Annotated in this window: 18 protein-coding genes and 1 pseudogene; 1 reads left to right on the top strand and 18 read right to left on the bottom strand. The window is 33.7% G+C overall.

The window, feature by feature from the left end:
• Positions 1–483: 483 nt before the first annotated feature.
• The 5 genes from gor to BCR24_RS06445 form a co-directional block, all read right to left on the bottom strand.
• On the bottom strand, positions 484–1,836 hold the full coding sequence (gor, locus tag BCR24_RS06465; RefSeq protein WP_069639743.1) for a glutathione-disulfide reductase: 1,353 nt from the start codon (positions 1,834–1,836) through the stop codon (positions 484–486).
• 64 nt (positions 1,837–1,900) lie between these two features.
• A complete protein-coding gene (locus tag BCR24_RS06460) occupies positions 1,901–3,142 on the bottom strand; it encodes a peptidase U32 family protein (protein ID WP_069639742.1) in 1,242 nt (413 codons plus the stop codon).
• A 13-nt stretch (positions 3,143–3,155) separates the two neighbouring features.
• Complete coding sequence (locus tag BCR24_RS06455) at positions 3,156–4,076, bottom strand: peptidase U32 family protein (RefSeq protein WP_069639741.1); 921 nt, start codon at positions 4,074–4,076, stop codon at positions 3,156–3,158.
• Between the two features lie 247 nt (positions 4,077–4,323).
• Complete coding sequence (locus tag BCR24_RS06450) at positions 4,324–6,813, bottom strand: ATP-dependent Clp protease ATP-binding subunit (RefSeq protein ID WP_069639740.1); 2,490 nt, start codon at positions 6,811–6,813, stop codon at positions 4,324–4,326.
• A gap of 4 nt (positions 6,814–6,817) precedes the next feature.
• Positions 6,818–7,285 carry a CtsR family transcriptional regulator gene (locus BCR24_RS06445; protein WP_069639739.1) on the bottom strand — a complete coding sequence of 156 codons (468 nt, stop codon included), beginning with the start codon at positions 7,283–7,285 and terminating at the stop codon, positions 6,818–6,820.
• Positions 7,286–7,495: 210 nt separating this feature from the next.
• Between BCR24_RS06445 and BCR24_RS17385 the strand changes: the two genes are divergently transcribed.
• Positions 7,496–7,741 (top strand): helix-turn-helix domain-containing protein, encoded by a 246-nt coding sequence (locus tag BCR24_RS17385; protein WP_379896171.1) that lies wholly within the window; start codon positions 7,496–7,498, stop codon positions 7,739–7,741.
• A 58-nt stretch (positions 7,742–7,799) separates the two neighbouring features.
• On the opposite strand, the pseudogene BCR24_RS16415 reads toward BCR24_RS17385, so the two are convergent.
• The 13 genes and pseudogenes from BCR24_RS16415 to BCR24_RS06385 form a co-directional block, all read right to left on the bottom strand.
• Positions 7,800–8,426, bottom strand: a pseudogene (locus tag BCR24_RS16415) (DUF2130 domain-containing protein); the annotation flags it as partial.
• Positions 8,427–8,587: 161 nt separating this feature from the next.
• Positions 8,588–9,514 (bottom strand): hypothetical protein, encoded by a 927-nt coding sequence (locus tag BCR24_RS06440; RefSeq protein ID WP_069639738.1) that lies wholly within the window; start codon positions 9,512–9,514, stop codon positions 8,588–8,590.
• A gap of 26 nt (positions 9,515–9,540) precedes the next feature.
• Entirely contained in the window at positions 9,541–10,068 is a 528-nt protein-coding gene (locus BCR24_RS06435) for a hypothetical protein (RefSeq protein ID WP_069639737.1), read from the bottom strand.
• A gap of 399 nt (positions 10,069–10,467) precedes the next feature.
• Positions 10,468–11,145, bottom strand: coding sequence for an HD domain-containing protein (locus BCR24_RS06430; protein ID WP_141707034.1), 678 nt, complete (start codon positions 11,143–11,145; stop codon positions 10,468–10,470).
• A gap of 1 nt (position 11,146) precedes the next feature.
• Entirely contained in the window at positions 11,147–12,868 is a 1,722-nt protein-coding gene (locus BCR24_RS06425; protein ID WP_069639735.1) for an ABC transporter ATP-binding protein, read from the bottom strand.
• Entirely contained in the window at positions 12,861–14,603 is a 1,743-nt protein-coding gene (locus BCR24_RS06420) for an ABC transporter ATP-binding protein (protein WP_069639734.1), read from the bottom strand. The genes BCR24_RS06425 and BCR24_RS06420 overlap by 8 nt, the downstream gene beginning before the upstream one ends.
• Positions 14,596–14,985, bottom strand: coding sequence for a hypothetical protein (locus tag BCR24_RS06415; protein ID WP_069639733.1), 390 nt, complete (start codon positions 14,983–14,985; stop codon positions 14,596–14,598). The genes BCR24_RS06420 and BCR24_RS06415 overlap by 8 nt, the downstream gene beginning before the upstream one ends.
• A gap of 58 nt (positions 14,986–15,043) precedes the next feature.
• Positions 15,044–16,006, bottom strand: a complete 963-nt coding sequence (locus BCR24_RS06410) for an aminoglycoside phosphotransferase family protein (protein ID WP_069639732.1) — start codon at positions 16,004–16,006, stop codon at positions 15,044–15,046.
• The gene (locus tag BCR24_RS06405) at positions 15,999–17,246 is read right to left on the bottom strand and encodes an aminotransferase class III-fold pyridoxal phosphate-dependent enzyme (protein WP_069639731.1); all 1,248 of its coding nucleotides are present in this window, start codon (positions 17,244–17,246) and stop codon (positions 15,999–16,001) included. Before BCR24_RS06405 ends, BCR24_RS06410 begins: the two co-directional genes overlap by 8 nt.
• Positions 17,247–17,277: 31 nt before the next feature.
• Positions 17,278–18,762, bottom strand: coding sequence for a glycosyltransferase family 2 protein (locus tag BCR24_RS06400; protein ID WP_069639730.1), 1,485 nt, complete (start codon positions 18,760–18,762; stop codon positions 17,278–17,280).
• A complete protein-coding gene (locus BCR24_RS06395; RefSeq protein WP_069639729.1) occupies positions 18,753–19,763 on the bottom strand; it encodes a nucleotidyltransferase family protein in 1,011 nt (336 codons plus the stop codon). The genes BCR24_RS06400 and BCR24_RS06395 overlap by 10 nt, the downstream gene beginning before the upstream one ends.
• Positions 19,764–19,777: 14 nt before the next feature.
• Positions 19,778–20,935: a hypothetical protein gene (locus BCR24_RS06390; RefSeq protein ID WP_069639728.1), complete on the bottom strand. Its 1,158-nt coding sequence runs from the start codon at positions 20,933–20,935 to the stop codon at positions 19,778–19,780.
• A gap of 46 nt (positions 20,936–20,981) precedes the next feature.
• Positions 20,982–21,572, bottom strand: coding sequence for an ATP-binding protein (locus BCR24_RS06385; RefSeq protein ID WP_069639727.1), 591 nt, complete (start codon positions 21,570–21,572; stop codon positions 20,982–20,984).
• Positions 21,573–21,575: the final 3 nt, after the last annotated feature.

Below are 21,575 nucleotides of genomic sequence, written 5' to 3'. Positions count from 1 at the left end.
ATCTGGTAAGAGAACCATAAATTGATTGCTATAGTGTGCTTGAAGATGCTACTTAGCCCCTTTGTCTGAACATTCTCTTTTAAGCACAGTATACAATTCCTCTTGCTCTAACTTTGGACTCTCAGTAAGGTACTTATTGATCTGATAATTTATTTATAAAAGTGGTAACCCTATTACTATTCCAAGAATTATGATTGGCAATGAAAAACCCAGAATAAGGATTATTACTATATCTTCTACCGTTACATGAGGCATTTTAAACCCCTTAACAATAAATATGAAAACTAATCCTACTGCCATAAAAACCACTAATGTAGTACTAAGGAAAATAGTTTTCTTAACTATTTTTTTACATAGCTGCTTATAAAGTTCATACTGAACTATTACTCCTAATATAATTTGCCTGTATAAATAAATCACACTGAACTATCAAAAATTAAAAGATGAGAAAAACTAAACTCAGTTTTTCCTCATCCTTATTTTTTATCTCATTGTCACGAATTCTTCTGAACCTGTCGGATGAATCGCTACTGTATTGTCAAAGTCTTTCTTCGTAGCACCCATTTTGATTGCAACAGCAAAACCTTGAAGCATTTCATCGACACCTAAGCCAATACCATGTAGACCAACGATTTTTTCTTCTTCACCTGCACAAACTAATTTCATATCACATTTTTGGCGATACTCCCCTAGTGCAAAATACATTGGTGTAAATGTTGAGCTGTATATTTTGATATTTTCAGTACCATATTTTTCTTTTGCTTGTGCTTCTGTTAGTCCAACAGTCGCAATTGTTGGATGAGTAAAGACAACTGTAGGGATTGTTTCATAATCCAAATATTCATTTTCTTTTCCATTAAATAAACGTTCGGATAATCTTCTTCCTGCAGCAATAGCAACTGGTGTCAAATCTATTTTTCCAATCACATCTCCTACTGCATAAACGCCAGCCTGTGTTGAATTTTGGAACTTATCAACCTTCACATAGCCTTTATCCGACAATTTAATGTGGGTATTTTCTAATCCTAAATTATCTGTATTTGGTTGGCGACCAGTTCCGAAAACAATACTGTCTGCCGTAATTTTAGTCCCATTTTCAAAGGTAATCACTAATTCTCCAGACTCAAGTTTTTCAATTGAATGAGGTATTGAATTCGGATAAATGTGCATTCCATCTTCAAGGTAATGTTCAACTACTTTTTCAGATAGCATATCATCAAAATCTCGCAATGGCCGTTCTTTTCTAAATGCCCAGTGAGTTTCCGCACCTAATCCATGAATGGTTCCAGCAAGTTCAGCTGCGATATAGCCCGCACCAATAAATACAACTCGTTTTGGTAGTTCTTCTAAAGCAAAGAAACCGTTAGAATCTATCGCGTATTCCTCACCAGGAATGCCTAATTTTTTAGGTCGTCCGCCTGTAGCAATCAAAATATGAGGTGCTGTATACTTTTCACCACCGGCTTCAATTGTATGATCATCAATAAATGTAGCGTACTCAGCTAAAACCTCTACTTTGTTACTATCTAATCCACGGTAATAAGCCGCATGTAAGTTATCAATATACGCTTCACGATTTTCAACAAGCTTCTTAAAGCTGAAGCCTTTTACTTCTACATCCATTCCGTACCCTTGTGTATCGCGTTTTACCATTTCCATCATTGAGCTTGCTTGCCACATGACTTTTTTAGGTACACAGCCCACATTGACACATGTTCCACCGATATCACTAGCTTCAATTAGTAATACTTTAGCGCCGTACATACCGGCACGATTAGCAGAAGCAATTCCTCCACTCCCACCACCGATGACGATATAATCATATTCTTTTGACATAGTTACTTATCCTCCTTGCAATGAAAGGGATAAGCTGTAATAGCGAATCCCTCAATCATAGTATTTATTTCTTCTTACGAATCATATCACCAACAGCCACTGGTTTTTCAACCGGCATCGTTAAAATCATCATTGGATTTGGTGCTCGATCGATCGACTCGTCCTCTTCATTATACATAACTTCTACTGTTTGATGGAAGTGATTGAACCCAGGACCATAAAATTCAATTTCATCGCCTACACTGAAATGGTTCCTTTGACGAATCGTTGCAACTTTTGTTTCTGGATCATATGCCATGACTTCTCCAATAAATTTATATTGAGGAATCTTACGACGTGCTCCAAATAGTTGTTCTTCATCTGTCGGTACATGATAATAAAAACCAGTTGAAAGTTCTCTTTGTGCAACTTTCCACAGCTCATCGATCCATTCTTGTTTACATTCATAATTTTCAGGATCTTCCATATAGGTATCGACCGCTTTTTTGTAAACATTCGCTACTGTTGAAACATAATGAATGGACTTCATTCGGCCTTCAATTTTGAAGCTATCTACACCATTTTGAATCAGTTCGGGAATGTGTTGGATCATAGCCATATCGACCGCACTCATAGAAAATTCTTCCTCTACTTCACCTTTATCCGTTAAGCTTGTACGTTCTCCACCAAAAGGCATGTCGTAAAGCTCATATTTCCAACGGCAAGATTGAGAACAACCACCACGGTTCGCATCACGCATTGACATATGATTAGACAACGTACATCTACCTGAATAAGAAATGCACATTGCCCCATGGATAAACGCTTCGATCTCAACATCCGTATTTTTACGGATTTCTGCCACTTCGTCCATCGATACTTCACGTGCCAAAACAACACGTTCTAATCCTTCATTTTTCCAAAATTCCAGTGTTTCATAGTTGGTAGCTGAAGCTTGTGTAGACAAATGGATCGGTAAGCCCGGTGCTTCCGCTGCACAAATTTCAATCAAAGCCGGATCAGATACGATTACTGCAGAAATACCAACATCACGGATTTCTCGGAAAAAGTCCCCTGCTCCTTCTTGATTTCCCTCATGAGTGACCATATTTGCCGCCACGTAAACTTTTGCTCCATGCTCATTAGCAAACGCTACGCCTTCAATCATATCTTCTTTTGTAAAATTGCCGGCACGACTGCGCAAGCCGTATGCGTTACCGCCGATATAAACTGCATCTGCGCCATAATGAATAGCTGTTTTTAGTTTTTCTAGCGTCCCTGCTGGTGCTAAGACCTCAGGACGCTTCAGTGTTCGTTCGTTTGTCATGTGTTTTTTCTCCTTATTTTATCTCGTCTGGATCTAAATCAAAGAAACCAATATCTAACCCACGGTTTTCTGGATGCAGGGCTTTGATTTGTTCAATTGCTTTTTGTGCCTGATTGCTTGACCAAAGACCTACTTTGATTTGTTCTTTTGCATCTGCGAATAATTTCGCTACTTCTACAAAGTTTTCTCCTGGTGCATAGATTCCGTCAAGTTTCCACTTTGTGTAATTATGTTCATGAAGCTTTTCGAGTTCTCCAATTAAATTCACATCGTTATCCGCAAAAATATGTGTACCATGGCTGTCCTCATAAATTGAATAGTGTGTTTCTTCTTTTTTGGGTTCAGATATAAACAAGCCACGCTCTTTACTGGTTGACTCATCATTCTTTGTGAAATTATAGTAGTTTTGCAACAGCGGACGTTTTGATTGATGGATGCATGTAGCACCATATACAAGCACTTCAGCTGGAACTAGCAAATTGTCCTTCATTGCTTTCATTTCTTCAAAAGGAACTTCTCGTGCTAAGACTGCACCTATCGAGCCACGCTTCGCCCAAAAATTAATTTGTCTGGAACTGGTCACTAGAGTTTCACCATCATAAATATATGGAATCTCGATTCCATCACGCTGGATCACAAATACAACGCCAGGATCTCCCACAGTTAATTGATCCGCTTTGACTTCTTGCAAAAAATTCAAATACTCAGGTACCAATTTCATTTTCTCCGGATGCATGATTCCATTCAGTGCAACCGTCACTTTTTTGCCTGCTCTATGAGCCATCTCAATAATGTTTTGCTGCTCTTCACGCGAAAATGATGTCGGCAAGCGTAACCCGAATGTTTCTTCTCCAATATATAAAGTGTCTACCCCAACTGCCAATAACGCCTCTGCTTGTTCTACTGATTCAGCAGTTGCAATAAGTTCAATCATTTTGTATCCTCCCTTAAAAGCTGAATGGACCCGACTAGTATCAATTGAAAAATAAAGCTAGTTTCTATATGATTTCATCTCTATTTACCAGCCTTCTAACAACTGTTTCATAGTAGCATAGGTTCACAAACTTTCCAATAGCCTCTAGTAATTTTAACGCTCATTTTTCACAAAAACAATACTCTACAGCCACTTCAATTGAAAAAAGCTGTACAAAACAGATTCGTTTTGCACAGCGAATTATTGATTATATTGTTTGTAAAATTTGTTCAGGTTTAGGTGATTTGACATTCAACGTTATTTTACCTTTACTTGCGCCAATGGTCACCTTATCACCTAGATGGATTTGTCCAGATAGTAAAGCTTCACTCAAACGATCTTCGACCTCTTTTTGCAATGCACGTCGAATCGGTCGCGCTCCATATTCAGGATCAAAACCAACTTTACCGATTACCTCAATTGCAGCTGCCGTAATCTTTACATTCACATCTTGCTCTCGCAAACGTTGAACAATCGATTTACTCATGATCTTCACAATTTCATGAATTTCTGCTTGATCCAATGAACGGAAGACGACTGTTTCATCAACACGATTCAAAAACTCTGGACGGAAAGCTTTTTTCAACTCTTCCATGATCCGTTTTTGCATTGCGCCATAGTCCTTAGTTAAATCCTGGACATTAAAGCCAACATTTTTTTCATCGCGAATTGCTGTTGCGCCAATATTTGAGGTCATGATCAAAATAGTATTCCTAAAATCGACCTTACGCCCTTTAGAATCTGTTAAATGCCCATCATCTAATACTTGTAATAAAATATTGAAAACATCGGGATGTGCCTTTTCAACTTCATCTAGTAAAATGACAGAATATGGTTTTTGACGAATTTTTTCAGTCAACTGACCACCTTCTTCATATCCTACATAACCTGGAGGTGAACCAATTAAACGGCTAGTGCTGTATTTCTCCATAAATTCAGACATATCGACACGAACAAGGGCATCTTCACTGCCAAACATTGTTTCAGCCAACGCTTTTGCAAGCTCAGTTTTACCAACCCCTGTTGGACCTAAGAACATGAATGAGCCAATAGGTCTATCTGGATCTTTTAACCCACTACGAGCTCTGCGAATTGCACGTGACACAGCTTGAACTGCTTCATCTTGACCAACTACTCGGTGATGTAAGATACTTTCTAATTCAAGTAAGCGTTCACTTTCTTTTTTCTCTAATTGTTGTAACGGTACACCCGTCCATTGTGAAACAACGTTCGCTACATCTTCTTCAGTCACACGATTAGCGTAGCCAGAAGCTTCTTTTTGTTCTAATAAGAGAATATTTTCTAGCTTCCGTGTCATTTTTTTCTCTTTTTGGCGTAATCTTGCTGCACTTTCAAATGACTGCGCTTGAATTGCAGCTTCTTTTTCTTGAACTAAATGAGCAATATCAATGCGTAAACTATTCACCTCAGAAGGTTCATCAGCCAAATCCAAACGAACTTTGGCGGATGATTCGTCCATCAAATCAATTGCTTTATCAGGTAATTGACGTGAATTGATATAACGAACAGATAACTGAACAGCCGCATGCAATGCATCATCTGTGATTTCCACCCCATGATGTTCCTCATAGCGCGAACGTAGACCTTTTAAAATTTCTTCAGCTTCTTCTGGGGTCGGCTCGTCCACTTGTACACGAGCAAAACGACGTTCTAAAGCAGAATCTTTTTCGATATATTTTTGATATTCATCTAATGTTGTGGCACCAATTGTCTGCAGCTCTCCTCTTGCAAGAGCTGGCTTTAAGATATTGGATGCATCAATCGCACCTTCCGCACCACCCGCACCAATCAGCGTGTGCAATTCATCAATAAATAAAATCACTTCGCCATCTTGATAAATTTCGTCAATAACCTTTTTCAGTCGATCTTCAAATTCTCCACGATACTTAGTACCTGCTACTAAAGCCCCCATATCTAACATCATTAAACGCTTTTCCTGCATATCCTCTGGAACTTCACCATTGACGATTTTTTGAGCTAATCCTTCCGCAATCGCTGTCTTACCAACACCAGGTTCACCGACTAAAACAGGATTATTCTTTGTCCGGCGACTCAAAATTTGAATCAGACGTCTGACTTCTTGTGAACGCCCAACGACAGGATCCAAGTCTTTTTCACGGGCTAATTTTGTCAAATCACGAGCTAATGAGTCTAGTGTTGGAGTTCCTTTAGGTGCTGCTTTTTGAGCTTGATTGTTACGGCGGCGTCCAACATTACCACTCATTTGCGGGTCAGTTATCCCAATTTTCTTCATTAGTAATTGACGCATTTTAGATAAACTTAAACCTAGATTCAATAATATACGTGACGCTAATATATCTTCATCCCTAAGTAGACCTAGTAAAATATGTTCCGTTCCAATATTCGGTGCACCCAATCGTTTCGCTTCATCACCTGCATAAGCAAAAATTTGTTTTGCACGAGGAGAATATGGTAAATAAGCTCCTTTAGGATATGCTTTGACTGTTCCATATCCTGTTAAATGTTCGATTTCTTCACGAATATCATTCTTATCTGCATTTAATTGGCGCAGTGATTTCCCTGCAATACCGTTGGGTTCTAGAACTAGTGCCAATAATAAATGTTCTGAGCCTACAGATTGATGCCTAAAATATTTTGCCTCTTCTTGTGCAATCGCTAAAACCGCTCGTGCACTTTCTGTAAATAATTCATCCATATTATCATTCCTCCTCGTAACTCAAGCGTTCTAAAAACGACTGCATCAATTGAGCACGTAAATATTCTTCACTTTTTCCTGCTTTGCCTAAAACTTGTTTACCTAGGACAGAGAGCATCAGATTTCCTTCTCTTTTGGTGATTACTTCTTCTTCATATAACTTTTGTATAAAAATCAGTGCATCCTTTTCTGAAAGCTCATTTCCTGTAAACTTGGCAATTTGTTTTAGTAATTGATCACTATCAGAAATTTGGACCTTAGCAATCCGAATATATCCTCCACCACCGCGTTTACTTTCTACTGAATAGCCTCTTTGAATCGTAAAGCGTGTATTAATGACATAATTAATCTGGGACGGAACACAATTGAATAAATGAGCCATTTCAGCTCTGCGAATCTCAATCTTGCTGCTTTCTTCAAGTATCTTCTTTAAATATGCTTCTATTAAATCCGAAGTATTTTGATTACTCATCACACTCATCCTTTTCCCTTGACTAATACTGACCTTAATTATACATAATTTCAACTGTTTAATAAAGGAGAATGCCTAATTTGATAAGAAAAGATAAACATTCAAGTAATTCACTGCTAAATCAACTTAAATAGAAAAAAAGAACAGAGTGAAAACTCTGTTCTTTCAATCGCCCTATCGGTCCTTGATATAAACCTTACTGATAGAATAATGGAATATAAGGCTGGTAATTCTTGTAAGAACAATTTGAAGAAATATGACGAGATAATTTGTGATATTAAATCTAGTAAACCTCGTCAGAAGCTATTATCTGATAAGGAGATTTCTGAAATAGTAGCTAAATACAAAGATAGTTGCACCATATATGAACTAGCTGATATATATGGTTGTCATAGACAGACAGTCAGCAGACATCTCAAGAAGAATGGGGTTGAGATGAGGAGTAAGATATTTTAACCTCTCGCGGTTCGATTGTAATAAATGCTTTTTATTATTCAATTTATGTAGTTTCATCTCAAATCACTCCTCTATGAATATTATCAAACTTTTTCTTCACCGTTAAATCCTCAGCATTATTATTTGCCACTCTCAAATTATTCTCAGAAGAGAGGAGTACATCTTGCTCTTATTCAAAATTAGTAATATCTATATTTTGCTCCCGCATAAAAACTACTTCTTGCTTATACTCCAAGAAATTAAGTACAGCATTTCTAAGAAGCGAGATAATCGGAATAAAGAATTGAGGACGAATCATATACATTTTTTCATATTCCTAGGAAACATCTACTATCAAAGCTCATTATCTGCTTCAAGCATAGAAACGAGAATAGCCTATTCACCTTTTTCTCATTTTTATCTTTGTCTAATTCTTTGAAAAAGCGTTCATTTTTCTTTTTAGTTTCAGTCTCATCACCTTCATTTTTCATCTCAAACATAATAAAAATAATCTCAGTTCCATTTTTGTCGTGTTCTCAATAAATTTAGCCATCCTCACTACCAAACTTAGCATCATTGACCTTGCCAATCTTAACATTTTGGAATGCCGTCAAAGGCTATTTAACTCTATCTCACACTTTTTTTCTAAGCTTTCACAAACCATCTTAGTAGATTGTTTAGCCTTAAAAGCTTTGTAGAAGCCAATACGAATGTAAATCTAGACCAGCCTCTTGTATAACTTAAACCTAGTATCGCATTTCTTAGGAGAAGACCCTTCCCTCCATCTAGTTTAAGAAATTGATAATAGCACTCAAATAAAATTCCGCTATAACAAAAGTAGCAACAGGTAACTTTCATATATCTGAATTAATCCCTTACCTTACTATCTAATATATCAAATTCTTTTTGTAACATATCAATAATCGCACTCTCCAAGTGAACGATCTCCTTAAATTGCTTCTCAATATCTTTCAAATTTGCTTTTTCTGCTATCACTGCCTTCATAAGTGTTAAAAATATATTCGACCATTTACTATAAGAATTTAAATATTCATTTTCCAAATTTTGTCTTTTTCTTAATCTAAAAAAGTCTGCCGCCTGTTTTCTACTTCTACAGATCTTGTCTATCTCTTCTAACAGGAAGTCAATCGCAATAAAGTTTCTTTCTCTTATTGCACTTACGATATCCGTAGTCATCTCTTTCAACCCAGATAAGCCACAATAAGATAGATAGTTCTCATAGTTCTCATATTGTGCTGCCTCTGTCATTATTTTTAAATTATCCGCTATAGCATCAACAGTACTGATTGTTTTTGAGGTATGTTTTGCTTTTTTCAGATCAATCAGTTTGCAGTTCAAGTGTTTTTGAGATTGATTCCACCACGAAATAAGTAGTTCAGGCTCAACTTCATCTTGATAGTTAAAATAATTATCTTGAACGAAGATCATATTTTTTTTCACTTTAATAATTAACGCATGAACATGATGGTTTTTCTGAAACATATGGCAATAATTCAAATAGAAATAGTCTAATTTTATTAAGTATTCCCCTTGATCTCTTATTATCTCTTCTATAGGTGGATTAATGGTTTCAATAAATTGAATGCCAAAATACTTATTAAGATAATAGTCGTAATAATATGGTTGAACGTTGACTATGTTCTTTTCATTATTCTGGCTTTTGTAGTAGTTTAATCCTGCTCTCCAGAAAAAATTTTTGTAATCAATATTTAATTCTATAAGTTTTTCTGCAATGAGTACTTCAAAACAGTTCAGTTGAGGCTCCTGTAACATTCATCTAATTCCTCCCTCTCATTATTTTAGAATAATGTTATTGCAAAAATATGTACCCCTAAGTGCCTTGGAAACTTTATGAAACTAATTTTAGTTTGCTGATACAAGTTGATTTCAATTTCAAAAAGTGATATTCCTTGTTTGACAACACCAGAAAGAGAGCTTTGCGATACAACATATTCAGAAGTATAAAATAATTTTGCTTCCTTTACAGATAAAGAAGTCCGGTGCATAAATGGGAAGGTTACTTTATACTCAGTCGTTTTATTATCTTCCCCTATAACAACCGATTCGTGATAATCTCCATAAAGACCTAATGCTATTAATCTCACTACTGAAACAGAGTCACTGCAGTGAATATCAACAATATTTCCTTTACATTCAAAATTATCTAAATCATCAGCGTAATGAATATCATAATTGCTTTTTTCAAAAGTATTTGCTGATGGTAGAGGAAACCCAGAACCTAATGGGGTTAGAGTTACTTCTTTGCCACCTTCACTGCATTGAAAAGCTTTATTATTAAACTGATTTTTAATATTTACTTTGATCATTCTGTCATTCCCCCTTATTAGAGAATTTATTGAAATACATTCCCATTTTCTTGTAGCATATTTAAAAGATTTAGATGCTTTTTCGTGGATGTCAGCAGTCAGTTTATTTTTCCTTCAGTCTTCTCCTTGTTTTGATTATTTTATGCTAACCTTTAGTATAGTTAATCACATGAATATTCCTTTGTCTCTATAAAGAATACCTTTCAAAATACGGTCTCTATTTTGGTAATAAAGTTCATTTTAATAATAAAATTTTGATATTTCATTACTACACTACTAATTAAAAGATATAATAAACTAAAAAAACTGAATGATTGATCAAAGTCTCCTCTGATAAATTATTCAGCCTTCATTACTATTTTTATATTTTATCTGGACAATTAAATATGCTCATGCTATTTATTCTCTTAAAGTCAGGATTTCAGTTTCCTCTTTCATTATTTTTACACAATATGCTCTAAACCCAATATAGGTTTTTAAGATTTCCCTCAAGTTTAAAAGACGCTCCTGATCTCCTTGAATATCGAGTTGCATTTCATAGTATCCACCTTCAGAATATTTATTTACTAGATAGAAATAGGCGCGCATAATCTGACTTTCTTCATCATAATGACTGAATACATCTTTCCCATAGCTTAAGGTTCGCCTTATTATCTTCGATGCATCTGTAATATTATCTGCTTGTGATAATATAGTGCCATATAAATTCCGTGGTTTCCCACGATTGGAAGCACGATGGTCTTCAATGGCTTCCATCATTATTGTGATTTCTTTTTCAGAATATTTACGAGAAATAACTGGATCTTGTGCCAATAACTGAGCAGAATAGTAGTGATGATTTCTCCGTCCTTTATTCAACCCAATATCATGAAAATATGCTACTATTTTCACTACCTGTAAATCTACAAATTTAAATAGCTTTGCTATACTCAAAGATCGTTCTAAAACTTCCATGATGTGTTCTGGATCATGTCCCTGATCAAATTCTGAGTAAATCGGTAAAATATGATTCTCCAGATATTCATCCAGGTTGGAACTTTTTAAGTTATTATTTTTTGCGATCATTTCTTGTTCCATACTATTCAACACCTAACAGCGCCTCCTCCCTGTCAAGCTCTATAACTTTGCCATCTACTACTTTTAAGAATCGATTACACTTCTCTATAGTAGACCTACGGTGAGAAATAATGATAAGGGTGCTTATGTGCGTCCAAATAGTATCCAATTCAGACAGAATGCCTCTTTCATTATTTAAATCCAAAGAATTAGTCGCCTCATCAAGAACAAGAACTTCTATTTCTCTAACCACTTGTCGGGCAATCATCAATCTCTGTTTCTGACCACCTGAAAGTTTCATCCCCTTATCACCAATGTTACGCTCATAACCTGCTGAAGATTCCTGCACAAAAGTCAGTAAATTACTTTTTTCTATGTCCATTTGATGCTGCAGCCTACTCTTTTTATCCAAACCAAAAAAGAGATTTTCCTCGATCGTACTTGAAAAAAGATTGGCATCTTGAAAAACAAAACCAATTCTCTTCAATATGGTACTTTCTCCAATTTCTTTGATAGCATTTCCTGATAAAAGAATTCTGCCTTGATCAGGGAAAACAATTCCTGCAAGTAACTTCATCAATGTTGACTTTCCAGAACCGCTATTTCCAATGATCGCTACTTTATCCCCTCTATTAATAACAAATGAACAGTTATTCAACACAGGTTTATGATTGTATGAAAAAGAAATGTTCTCAAATTCTATAGAATCTATATTCTCAAGTATCCTTTCATTTTGAGGAACTTTTAGTATGGTTTGAATAGTATTCAACTCTGCAGAGATATTAGCGTAGTATGGCTTGTCATTATTCAGGCTGTTGTTTATAGCAGTCAATTGATTAATAGATTGGAGAAAAAAATTGAAGTAGGATATAAAAACCAATAGGGATCCTACCGTCATTTCATTTTGTATAATTAACAATCCGCCAAAAAAATATAAACTAAATTTTGCAATAAATTCATTTTTTACTCTTGGAAGAATTCTATTGCTAATCACCCAAAGATTTGTCCATTTCCGATGATACGATGCGTAATTTTGTACTAATTTACTAAATTTTTCCATCTGAAAGTTCTGCATTCCAAAGGCCTTAATATCTTTCCAACCATAAACAGAATTTTTAATCCAATTTGAAATCGTCCGATCATTTTCCCTGTTCTCCAAATTCATCTTACCTTGCGCTTTTGAAATCATTCCGTCCACTACAATTGAAATCACTGAGACTATTAATGCTAAAAAACCTAGTTTTAGATTAATCAAAAATAATAACAGGATTGCTGCGACCGCTGTAAAAAGCTGAACAATGTATCCTTCAATTTGTTCGGATAAAAAAGTGTATAACGGTCTTGTATCCGCTTCGATATTTATGAATTTATCCTCGATATCCAGCCCATTCAATGCAGATAGACTTTTGGAAATCTCTTTTTTCCATAATAGCTCTTTCACTCCTCTAACTAGAGCAAATGCATTTTTGTAACTCACCTTAAAATAGATCATATTTATCGCACTTTTAACAACATAAGCAACTACATACAGTAACAGTAACTGTGGCAATACTGCAATTTTCTTTTCCAAAATTACTTCATTAATGAAACTTTTATACAGAAGTGGAAATAAGAACTGGGAACCAGACAGCAACAAACACAGAAGTCCACTGAATAATAACAGCTTTCTTTTTATCAGTCCCTTATAATTAAATGTCTTAAATAAACTGACCTTAGTTTTAATTAACCCATTCTCCTTAATCATATCCCCCTCCTGTATTAAATAGTTTCTTTAGCTCAGCTGACCGTATTAATACTTCATTCGGCGCACCTGTTTCAATTATTTCCCCAGCCTTTAGCACAATCACCCTGTCACAATAATTGGTATTACTCAATTTGTGGGTTATCATAATAGCTGTTTTGTTCTGAGTCAAATTCTCCCACGAAGCTAAAACTTTTGTCTCAGATATTTTATCTAATCCCCTCGTTGCCTCATCAAAAATGAGAATGGCTGGATCCTCAAGACAAATTCTGGCAATTCCTAACATTTGTAGTTGTCCCCCAGAAAAAATATTCTCTGTATCACTTATCCAAGTATCCAATTTTTCTGGCTGCATTCGAAGGAAATCATTTAAGCCTGCTCGATTACAGGCATCAAGAATTTTTTCATCGCTAACATCCATTTTGCCCATAGTGATGTTCTCTCTTAATGTTCCTGGAAATACTAATATCTGTTGCTGAACAATCCCAATATTTCTTCTCAAACTTTTTACAGAAAATTTTGTTATATCCTGATTATCGATAAATATGCCACCCGACTGTATCTCCATAAATCTTAATAGTAATAATGCTAGCGTAGATTTTCCACTACCACTTTCACCAACGATTGCGATCCTTTCTCCTGGAGACATTGAGAGTGACAGATCCTTTAAAATATCCGCTTTCTTTTTATAACTGAAATTGACTTTACAAAAATCAATTTGCCCAGCAGTTATTTGGATATCATCATAACCATCATACTCTTTTTCACTTTCTGAATGAAGAAACATCTTCAGTTCATGTATATTGTTTATTCTCTCTTGTGCAACCAAGTTAGAATGAACAATAGCAGATAAACATTTTCCTATATCAAAAAAATAGATGAGAATGACTGAAATCATTCCTATTGTTAATTGGTTTCTATAAGAAAATATCGCTAAAAGGCTGTATATGATCAACTGTATAATAAGGTTGATCCCTTCATAAAGAATTTTCAAATTATTTATCGAAGTATCTACCTTTAACTTGTTATCTAGAAGTTTGTTATTTTCAAAGCTAAATATTTTTATAGCATTTTTTTCTCCACTCAAAAATTTTATTTCAGTAAAATTAGCCAGCAAGTCAAAAATTCTACCATCATATTTTTCTTTAAGTACTCTATTGTTATTAAACAAGCTATTTATTTTCTTGTTTAACAATGTAGAAAAAAATACCGATATTGGTATAAGCAGTGAGATAAGGAATCCGAGTTGAACATTCATTATATAAATATAGGCTAGGCAAAAAATGACATTAAAAAGATTATTTAGATTAAAAATAATGTCTTTTATCAAAAATGCCAAACAATCATTACTATACTGATTAACAATAGTAACAATTTCACCTGCTTTTTTATTAATAAAATATATTGATTTACTTTCTAACAGATGCTCGTAAGCCTTCTTTTTGACATTCATAATGAAACCAGTAGTTAGAATATCGTGTTGTTTATACATATGTACATAGAGAAAAATATAAAAAAATAAAAACACGATAATGAGACTGCTTATTGACAAAAATAAACTGATATTTTTGTAGTAGACAATTTGATCCAGCATTAAACCAAAAATAATCGGAGTAATAATATATAAAAAATAATCAAAGAAGCAGCTAATAAAAAAAAGCAACAGGTTTCCCTTATATCCCTTCAAAAAAATATCAATAAATTTATAGGTACTGATAAAATTTTCTTTTCTATTCAAAAGTCTTCCCTCCTCTGCAAAATAATAATTCTAAAAGTGAAAGTTGTTTCGTTGTATATTCAAGAATATATTTTTCTTTTAGACGTAAGTGTAACTCTGCGTGTTCCTCAGCGGGAAAATCAATATAAATATACGTTCCCTCTTGATCAACCACATTCCCTACCTGAACATCTTGATTTCGTTCTTTATAAACATATACCTGATTCGTAATTATGTTCCCATTTCCTATAAAACGATAACTTTTTGATTCGCTCTTTTTTACTAATGTAATAGTTTCTGTCGCTCTAATATCAACAGGTATTTTTATTGCAATAACTGTTGATATTGTGCAGAAAAAAGTAACAATCAAAAAATATTGGATAATATTATATGTTTTTTTCATCTATCCTATCCTCATTTGTATTTTTATAACGGTTGCTGAAACAGCATTCGAAAAAACATCATTTGTGAAATTTACCATACCCTCCCTCATCCAACAAATCATCAGATGAGGGATAGATATTAAAATCAGTTTGAATAAGAAATGTTAAAATACTGTATCCTGATTCGTAGGTTTTCTTATTTTCTATAGTTTCTTTTTGACTATTTAAATAACTAATCATTTCGAGTATATGAAAAACAAGATAGAAAATTTGATTTTTTTCAAATGTCTCATCAATCCTATCTATTCCATATCCGTGTAAAAAATGTTTTATTGTTGAAGTATCAAAGTGAAAGGTTCGCCAAAACAACTTAGCAAAATCATACTCATAGTGTCCAACAATCGCTCGTTCAAAATCAATTAGGTAAACTTGATCTTTTACATGATTGTAGATAATATTATCTGAAAGAAGATCGTTATGGAGAAGCTGAGAGGTCATTTCTTCTTTGGTCTGATTAAAAATACTTTTTTCTTTCAAATAATTTATTGCAAGACCCAGTTGTCGGTCTTGCAAATTTAACTCAAACTGCTTAATCCTATCATTAACATATACCTTCCAGTTTACAGGTAAAAATGTACCTGTCTGTTGATTGACTAGCTGTCTAGAATATCTGTGGAAACAACATAATGCTTCACCAATTTTTCGGGCCAGTTTGACTTGTGTATCCGAGGACTGTTCTTCATTAAATTGGACTGTTTCTCCAGGTACATATTCCATTATCACCGAATAAATGTTAGTTGTTGATGTTTCATTATCTATACGCCTATTTAAAATAAACGAATCACCATAAATCAACTTTAAACAATTTGTATCTGTTACAAATGAGTGCCTAGATTTATAAAATTTTAAGACTCTGCACTGTTTGTCATTTTTTAGAAGATATAGGTTATTCGTTTCAAATTTTGATTGAATTCGTTCAATTTTTTTTGGCATACTATCATAGGCTGCAGATAGATATTCTTTAATCAATTCGTTATTCATACTCAGATACAAACCTATTTTTAATCAAATAATTTTTATAAGCAGATTCCGTTAAAAGTCCTTTATCAAATGTCAAAACGTCAATAACATTGACCAGCTTATTCAAAACGTCATCAATTTGATGTTTTTTGTGTGAATAATTAAGGTTAACATTATTAAAACAATAAAACAAGATTCCTCTATTTATCGATTCTCCATAAAATTCATTCCCTAAATCTTCAGTCTCAAATATGATATGAAAAGCCGAAGCATCTTTGTAAAAACATTTTGCTGGGAATTTCTTTTTTAAAAATAATTTGTCCAATTCTTCAGCAAAGTATCGTCCTAAATTTTCTATATATGAAGCGACATTATATTTTTCAAGCAATTCAATTGTACTTATCGATGCCCTTATAGAAGATGCTTCTGTATCAAATGTCCCAGATAAATGAGTTTCTTCTTCGGCAAACATCAGCTTATCAAAACCTGCTACTGCAGAAATCGCATATCCATTACCCATAGCTTTACTAAAAGTAGCTGCATCTGGAATTATTCCTATTTTACTCTGAAATCCTTCTAAACTCGTTCTGAAACCTGTTTTTATTTCATCAAATAGGAATAGGGTGTTATATTTTCTCGATAGGTGAAAACATTCTTCATAAAATTCTTTACCAAAGAAACAGAGTTCCGGTGTAATAAATATAGCCGCTACTGAGCCAGAATATTTGACTAAAAGTTTTTCTAAAAGATTGACGTTATATTGGAAATCCAATGTATAGTTGCTATTTTCTGTTAAAACTCCATTTCGTACCCCAGTAAAAGTATCATGCCACCCATGGTAACCTGATGTTAGAATAATCTCTTTTTTAGTATATGCTCTGGCTAATCTTATCAACGCAGAGGCCGCACAAGATCCGGTTCTAAAAAGTCTGACCCTTTCTGCGCATGGAATTTTTTCATTGATTATTCTTGCCAGTTCATTTTGTATAGGATTACTCAATGGCATAAAATTAGACATATTTATCTGATTAACAACCTGACTGTTCACTTCATCATTTGCATAACCTAATATTATCGCACCCTTTCCAGAAATAAAATCTACATATTCATTTCCATCAATATCCCAAACAATAGAACCTTTTGCTCGTGAAAAATAAATGGGAAATTTTTCTATTGGTCCTAATTTATTCATTTTCTTTACGCCACCGACAATCAATGATTGCGCAGCATAATACTCTTTTATTGATTTAGTAAATTCCATTTAGTGCTCTCACTTCCTTCATAAAAAATTATTACCTATCTGTTTTGTATTTCTTGTAATTTTTTATTTTTATTTTCTTCAAAATAAATGTTAGTGCAGGCAAATTTCTTGTAAAAGAATAAAATACAACTCCTATTGCCGTGAACAGCCAATTATATTTTTTTTTATTAATTAGGTTTCTTTCCATTAGCTGATATTGGAGCAATAGGCAAAAACAAGCATTTGCTGTTATCAATGTACTCAATAGCAAAAAATAAGGCAGTTTAGTAAATGAAAGCAACAAACAGATAATCAAGATCGATGGCCCAAACAGCCATGAGAAGGTATCTCTGATAAGAAAACAGATAGTAAAGTAGTATGAACGTAAACGATAATAATTTTCTTTGTGATTTTTTTTGTAATAATTCTTATAATTGAATACATCAAACATACCTGAAAACCATGTCATTTTTTGATTAAATAATGAATAGATGGTACTCGGATTCAATGTATTTTCAATAGCTAAAATAGGTATTATCGGAATTTTCAGGCAACTTAATAAATAACCTGTATATAAATCCTCCAAATTAGTTTTTTCATTTAATTTTCCCATTTGCCCATAAAAGTCCATTCGGAAAGTCATTCCATGCCCAATCATGTATCTACTTCTTAACTTAAACATAAAAGATTGTTTTTTCCAATTATCAGAAGTTCTTTTTAACATAGGATATTCATAACCTAGACTCCACCTAGACTGATAAAGTGCACTTCCTTTTAAATAATGGCCAATTATCCCAGAATATTGTGAATAATTTAAAGTATAAACCCTTATAAGCTGTAACACATCAGGATATTCATTGGCTTTTATCTCTTTGACAAGTGAGGCTTCTAAATCAGTCGATGGTTTACAATCAGCATTATAGACCATAAAATAGTCATTTGGAGATTTCTCGCTACTTTCATTATTGATAGTCTTCCAACAATAATTAACTTGAGAGGCCATACAGCTGGTATCGTTTTTTTCTTCTAGTAAAATAACATTTTTCCAATTGTTTATTTTTATCGATTCTACTACTGTTTCGTATGTTGTTTTTTTATCTGAATAGATTGCTTGAATAGATGCCAAAACATCTTTGAATTCTTCTGACTGATACTTTTCACAAATCCATATGAGTTCTTCCCTATCAAATAAATGATTATATTTTTCACAGATTGAAAAGCTCTTTTCCCTCTTGCATATACTCCAAGCCAATTCTTCTAAATAATGATAATTCTCTGTTTTTTCACTATTTTCTTTTGAAGTAGTTACAACATAGATTCTAACATTCACAATCTTAAAACAAGATAATAATTCTGATATGGTTTTTTCAATAATACTTTGTTCTCTTAAACATGGAATACAAATATTCAACGTGAAGAGACCAGTATCGAGTTCCTCGACCAATGCGGGGGTTTTCAACTTGTTCAATGTCCATAAAATATTATAGTTAATTCTTACATACCTAAAAAATATAACTAAAAATAACACTAAAAACATTTTTTTATAGGGCCTCCTCTTGAACTATAATAATAACTTGCAGTATCCCACATAATTTGTTCTCCTAATTTTCGTATTAAGATTGCAGGTGGCTTTAATCGCAGCACATCTTCACATCTAATAAAGCACTTTGTAACTATTTTCGTAAGTAGTGATGGTTTACTGGTAATCTCTGTCATCCCCCAGTAAGAAAATAATTGCTGAAGAATTATTTTTATTGGGTAAATTCTATTTTTAAGTTTAAAGTGCTCAATCTTATTCGCCAAGCTGGTACAATCATACTTCCCGATTTTTAATAAGAAAATCAAATCCAAATATTTGGATAAACAAGTTCTGGTATACCAGTCTTTACTAATGTTAACAAGTGCCAAAATAATTTGATTTTCATCACTTACTATTTGTATCTCTTCATTTAGCAGATAATTCGTTTGGGCTTCTTTAAAAAAGATATCGGGATAATCCAAGTTCCCATAATCAATATTCCAATGTATCTCAATCGGAATATCCTGTTTAAACGCAGTATAGTGGTAGTGATTGTTTAAACTTTTTTCCATTTCTTCTCTGTTAATAAAAAATCCATTTTTTTCTAGACTGTCTGCCACAGTGTAGATATCTTTTTTCCTGATCAACAGATCAATATCTCCAACTATTCTCATATGATAATGATTATATAGACGTTTTGATAGTAAAATTCCCTTTAGAGGAAGCCAGCTGATTTCAGATCGTTTAAATATACTAGCCAACTCAACTAACAACTTTAAATGTTTCTCACTCTTTCCAAGTAATTTTTTTTCATATTGCTTCAAACATACCCTAGTTTTTTTTCCCTCACCAAAATCCATTTCAGCCAATACATTAGGATAACTCAAAAAGAACGGAGTCAATTTATGCTGGTATAAAAAAGTATATATATCCTTAGTCCCACTATCTAAAGCAAACTGTGTTCCTTCATTAGCCAACCCAGTAAGGATCTCAGTAAATTTCTGACTATTATTTTGCATCTACTTTCCTTCCGTTATTCAAAATCGTTTAATAGCTGTTGACTATCATTAAAAATATTTTTCCCAAACTCAATTTGATAAACCTTTGTTTGTTCAATCATATGGTCAACCAATTTTTCCGAGTACTCTAAAATGAATTGATCGGTCTCTCTTCTTTTTTTTAGCCATGGTTCAATCCAATTTTCATCCAAAGGGCTCATACATTGTTCCTGCAATAATGTCGCCGCCTTCTTACTGTCCATTTCTGAAACATGTATGTCAGATATACTCAGATTTATTTTAGGAAAAATAATTGTTTTTAGATTAGCCTGTTCTTTCAGATTTACGGCGAATAGCTCTTTTAATTCTTTCGAAGTAATTTCGAGTTTCACAGCCGAGCCAAAATCTTCACGTTCATCTAGATTCACTTGATTTCTAATTTCTTCAACTTGCGGCCTGCTCCATTTTTGACCATTATCATTCACTTTTTTTGCTAGTTGTGGAATAGCAGCTATCGTTCCACGGCCGATTCTCATAGAAATTGGAAAATATTTCATTAAAAAACCTTGTTTTGTTTCCTTTACCAACAGTCTATCATTAGAAATATAATCCGCTCCATTTAAAATCAGTGAAAGTAGCATCGTTGTTTTTCCTGAAGCCTTATCTCCACAAACCATAATTCCACTTTCTTTAAAAACAACTGCTCCAGCGTGAAACATTATGAAGCCATCATCTTCAGAAGTTCTAAAAATAACCTCTCTCACCACCCTAAATGCCAAATTAAGGTCAACCTCATTTTTTAGAATAATAAAGTAACATAGATCTACTTTTAATATTAGGTAGCGTGGATTCCCGGTTTCTTCTATATAGATTGTACTTTCATTTCCAACTAGGTATTCTTTATGAAAAATGCCGTCTTTAAATGTTTTTATTAGATTATGTTCCATGTTCTTTAATTTAATGAACATGTTCTCAAACAGAACTGGAGAAGTAATCATAACTATTTCAAACTGTCTTGTATGATTCATTTTGTCGACTCCAGTATGTGAATAGTCTTCAATTAGTTTATCAATTTTATCCAAGTCTCTACTGTTCGGTGAATAGAAATGAAATTGAGAATCATAAAATGTGTATCCTTTACTCTTATTCAATTCTTTTTTTCTATTAAAAAGCTCATATATTATATCATTCATTCTTCCTCTACTCCTTCTAGATTTACAGTCATTATCTATAGTAAAATCAAGACTGCCAAAAATCTATCATTTTATCTACATAGTCTTGCCATTCCATAGCGGTAGTGTTCAGTATGAAACCTTCTAAGTCATTTTTTGCATGTGCCTGTTTTAGTTTTATCTGCTTTTCTTTAAACATCTGAGTCAATTCCTGGGTATTAAGGTGAAACGAATCTAGATAAGCACTCCACGCTGGAGTGCGGTACTTCTTTGTTAACAATACGGATCTCTTCTCTATAGAATCTTCCTCAAGCTGCAAGAATACTTGTTTTGTATCATAATTGTTTAACCTATCCAGTACTCGCTCTTCTAGTTCTTTCGTTGTCTCATTTTCTATAAAACTGTTACTCATAGAATTTTCCAAAAGCAGACCTATCTCTTTTTTTCCTTCCATCCGTTCAAGTGTCGCAAGAAATTCCTCTATGGTTTCATAGAACTCCTTCAAACTTTTTTCTAAGTCTTTACATGCGTTTTGAGAGTGGTAAGCTGACAAAAAAAATACGGATGAAAAATTTAGTTTTTCACAGTTCATCATCATTTTTTTAAATAAAGTAGACTTTCCTGAACCAGTTATACCTGATAGCATCATTATTTTCATCTA

The organism is Enterococcus ureilyticus (assembly GCF_001730315.1).
Lineage (GTDB): Bacteria > Bacillota > Bacilli > Lactobacillales > Enterococcaceae > Enterococcus_L > Enterococcus_L ureilyticus.
The sequence above is the reverse complement of the archived record's forward strand: the minus strand, read 5'-3'. Positions and strand labels throughout refer to the sequence as shown.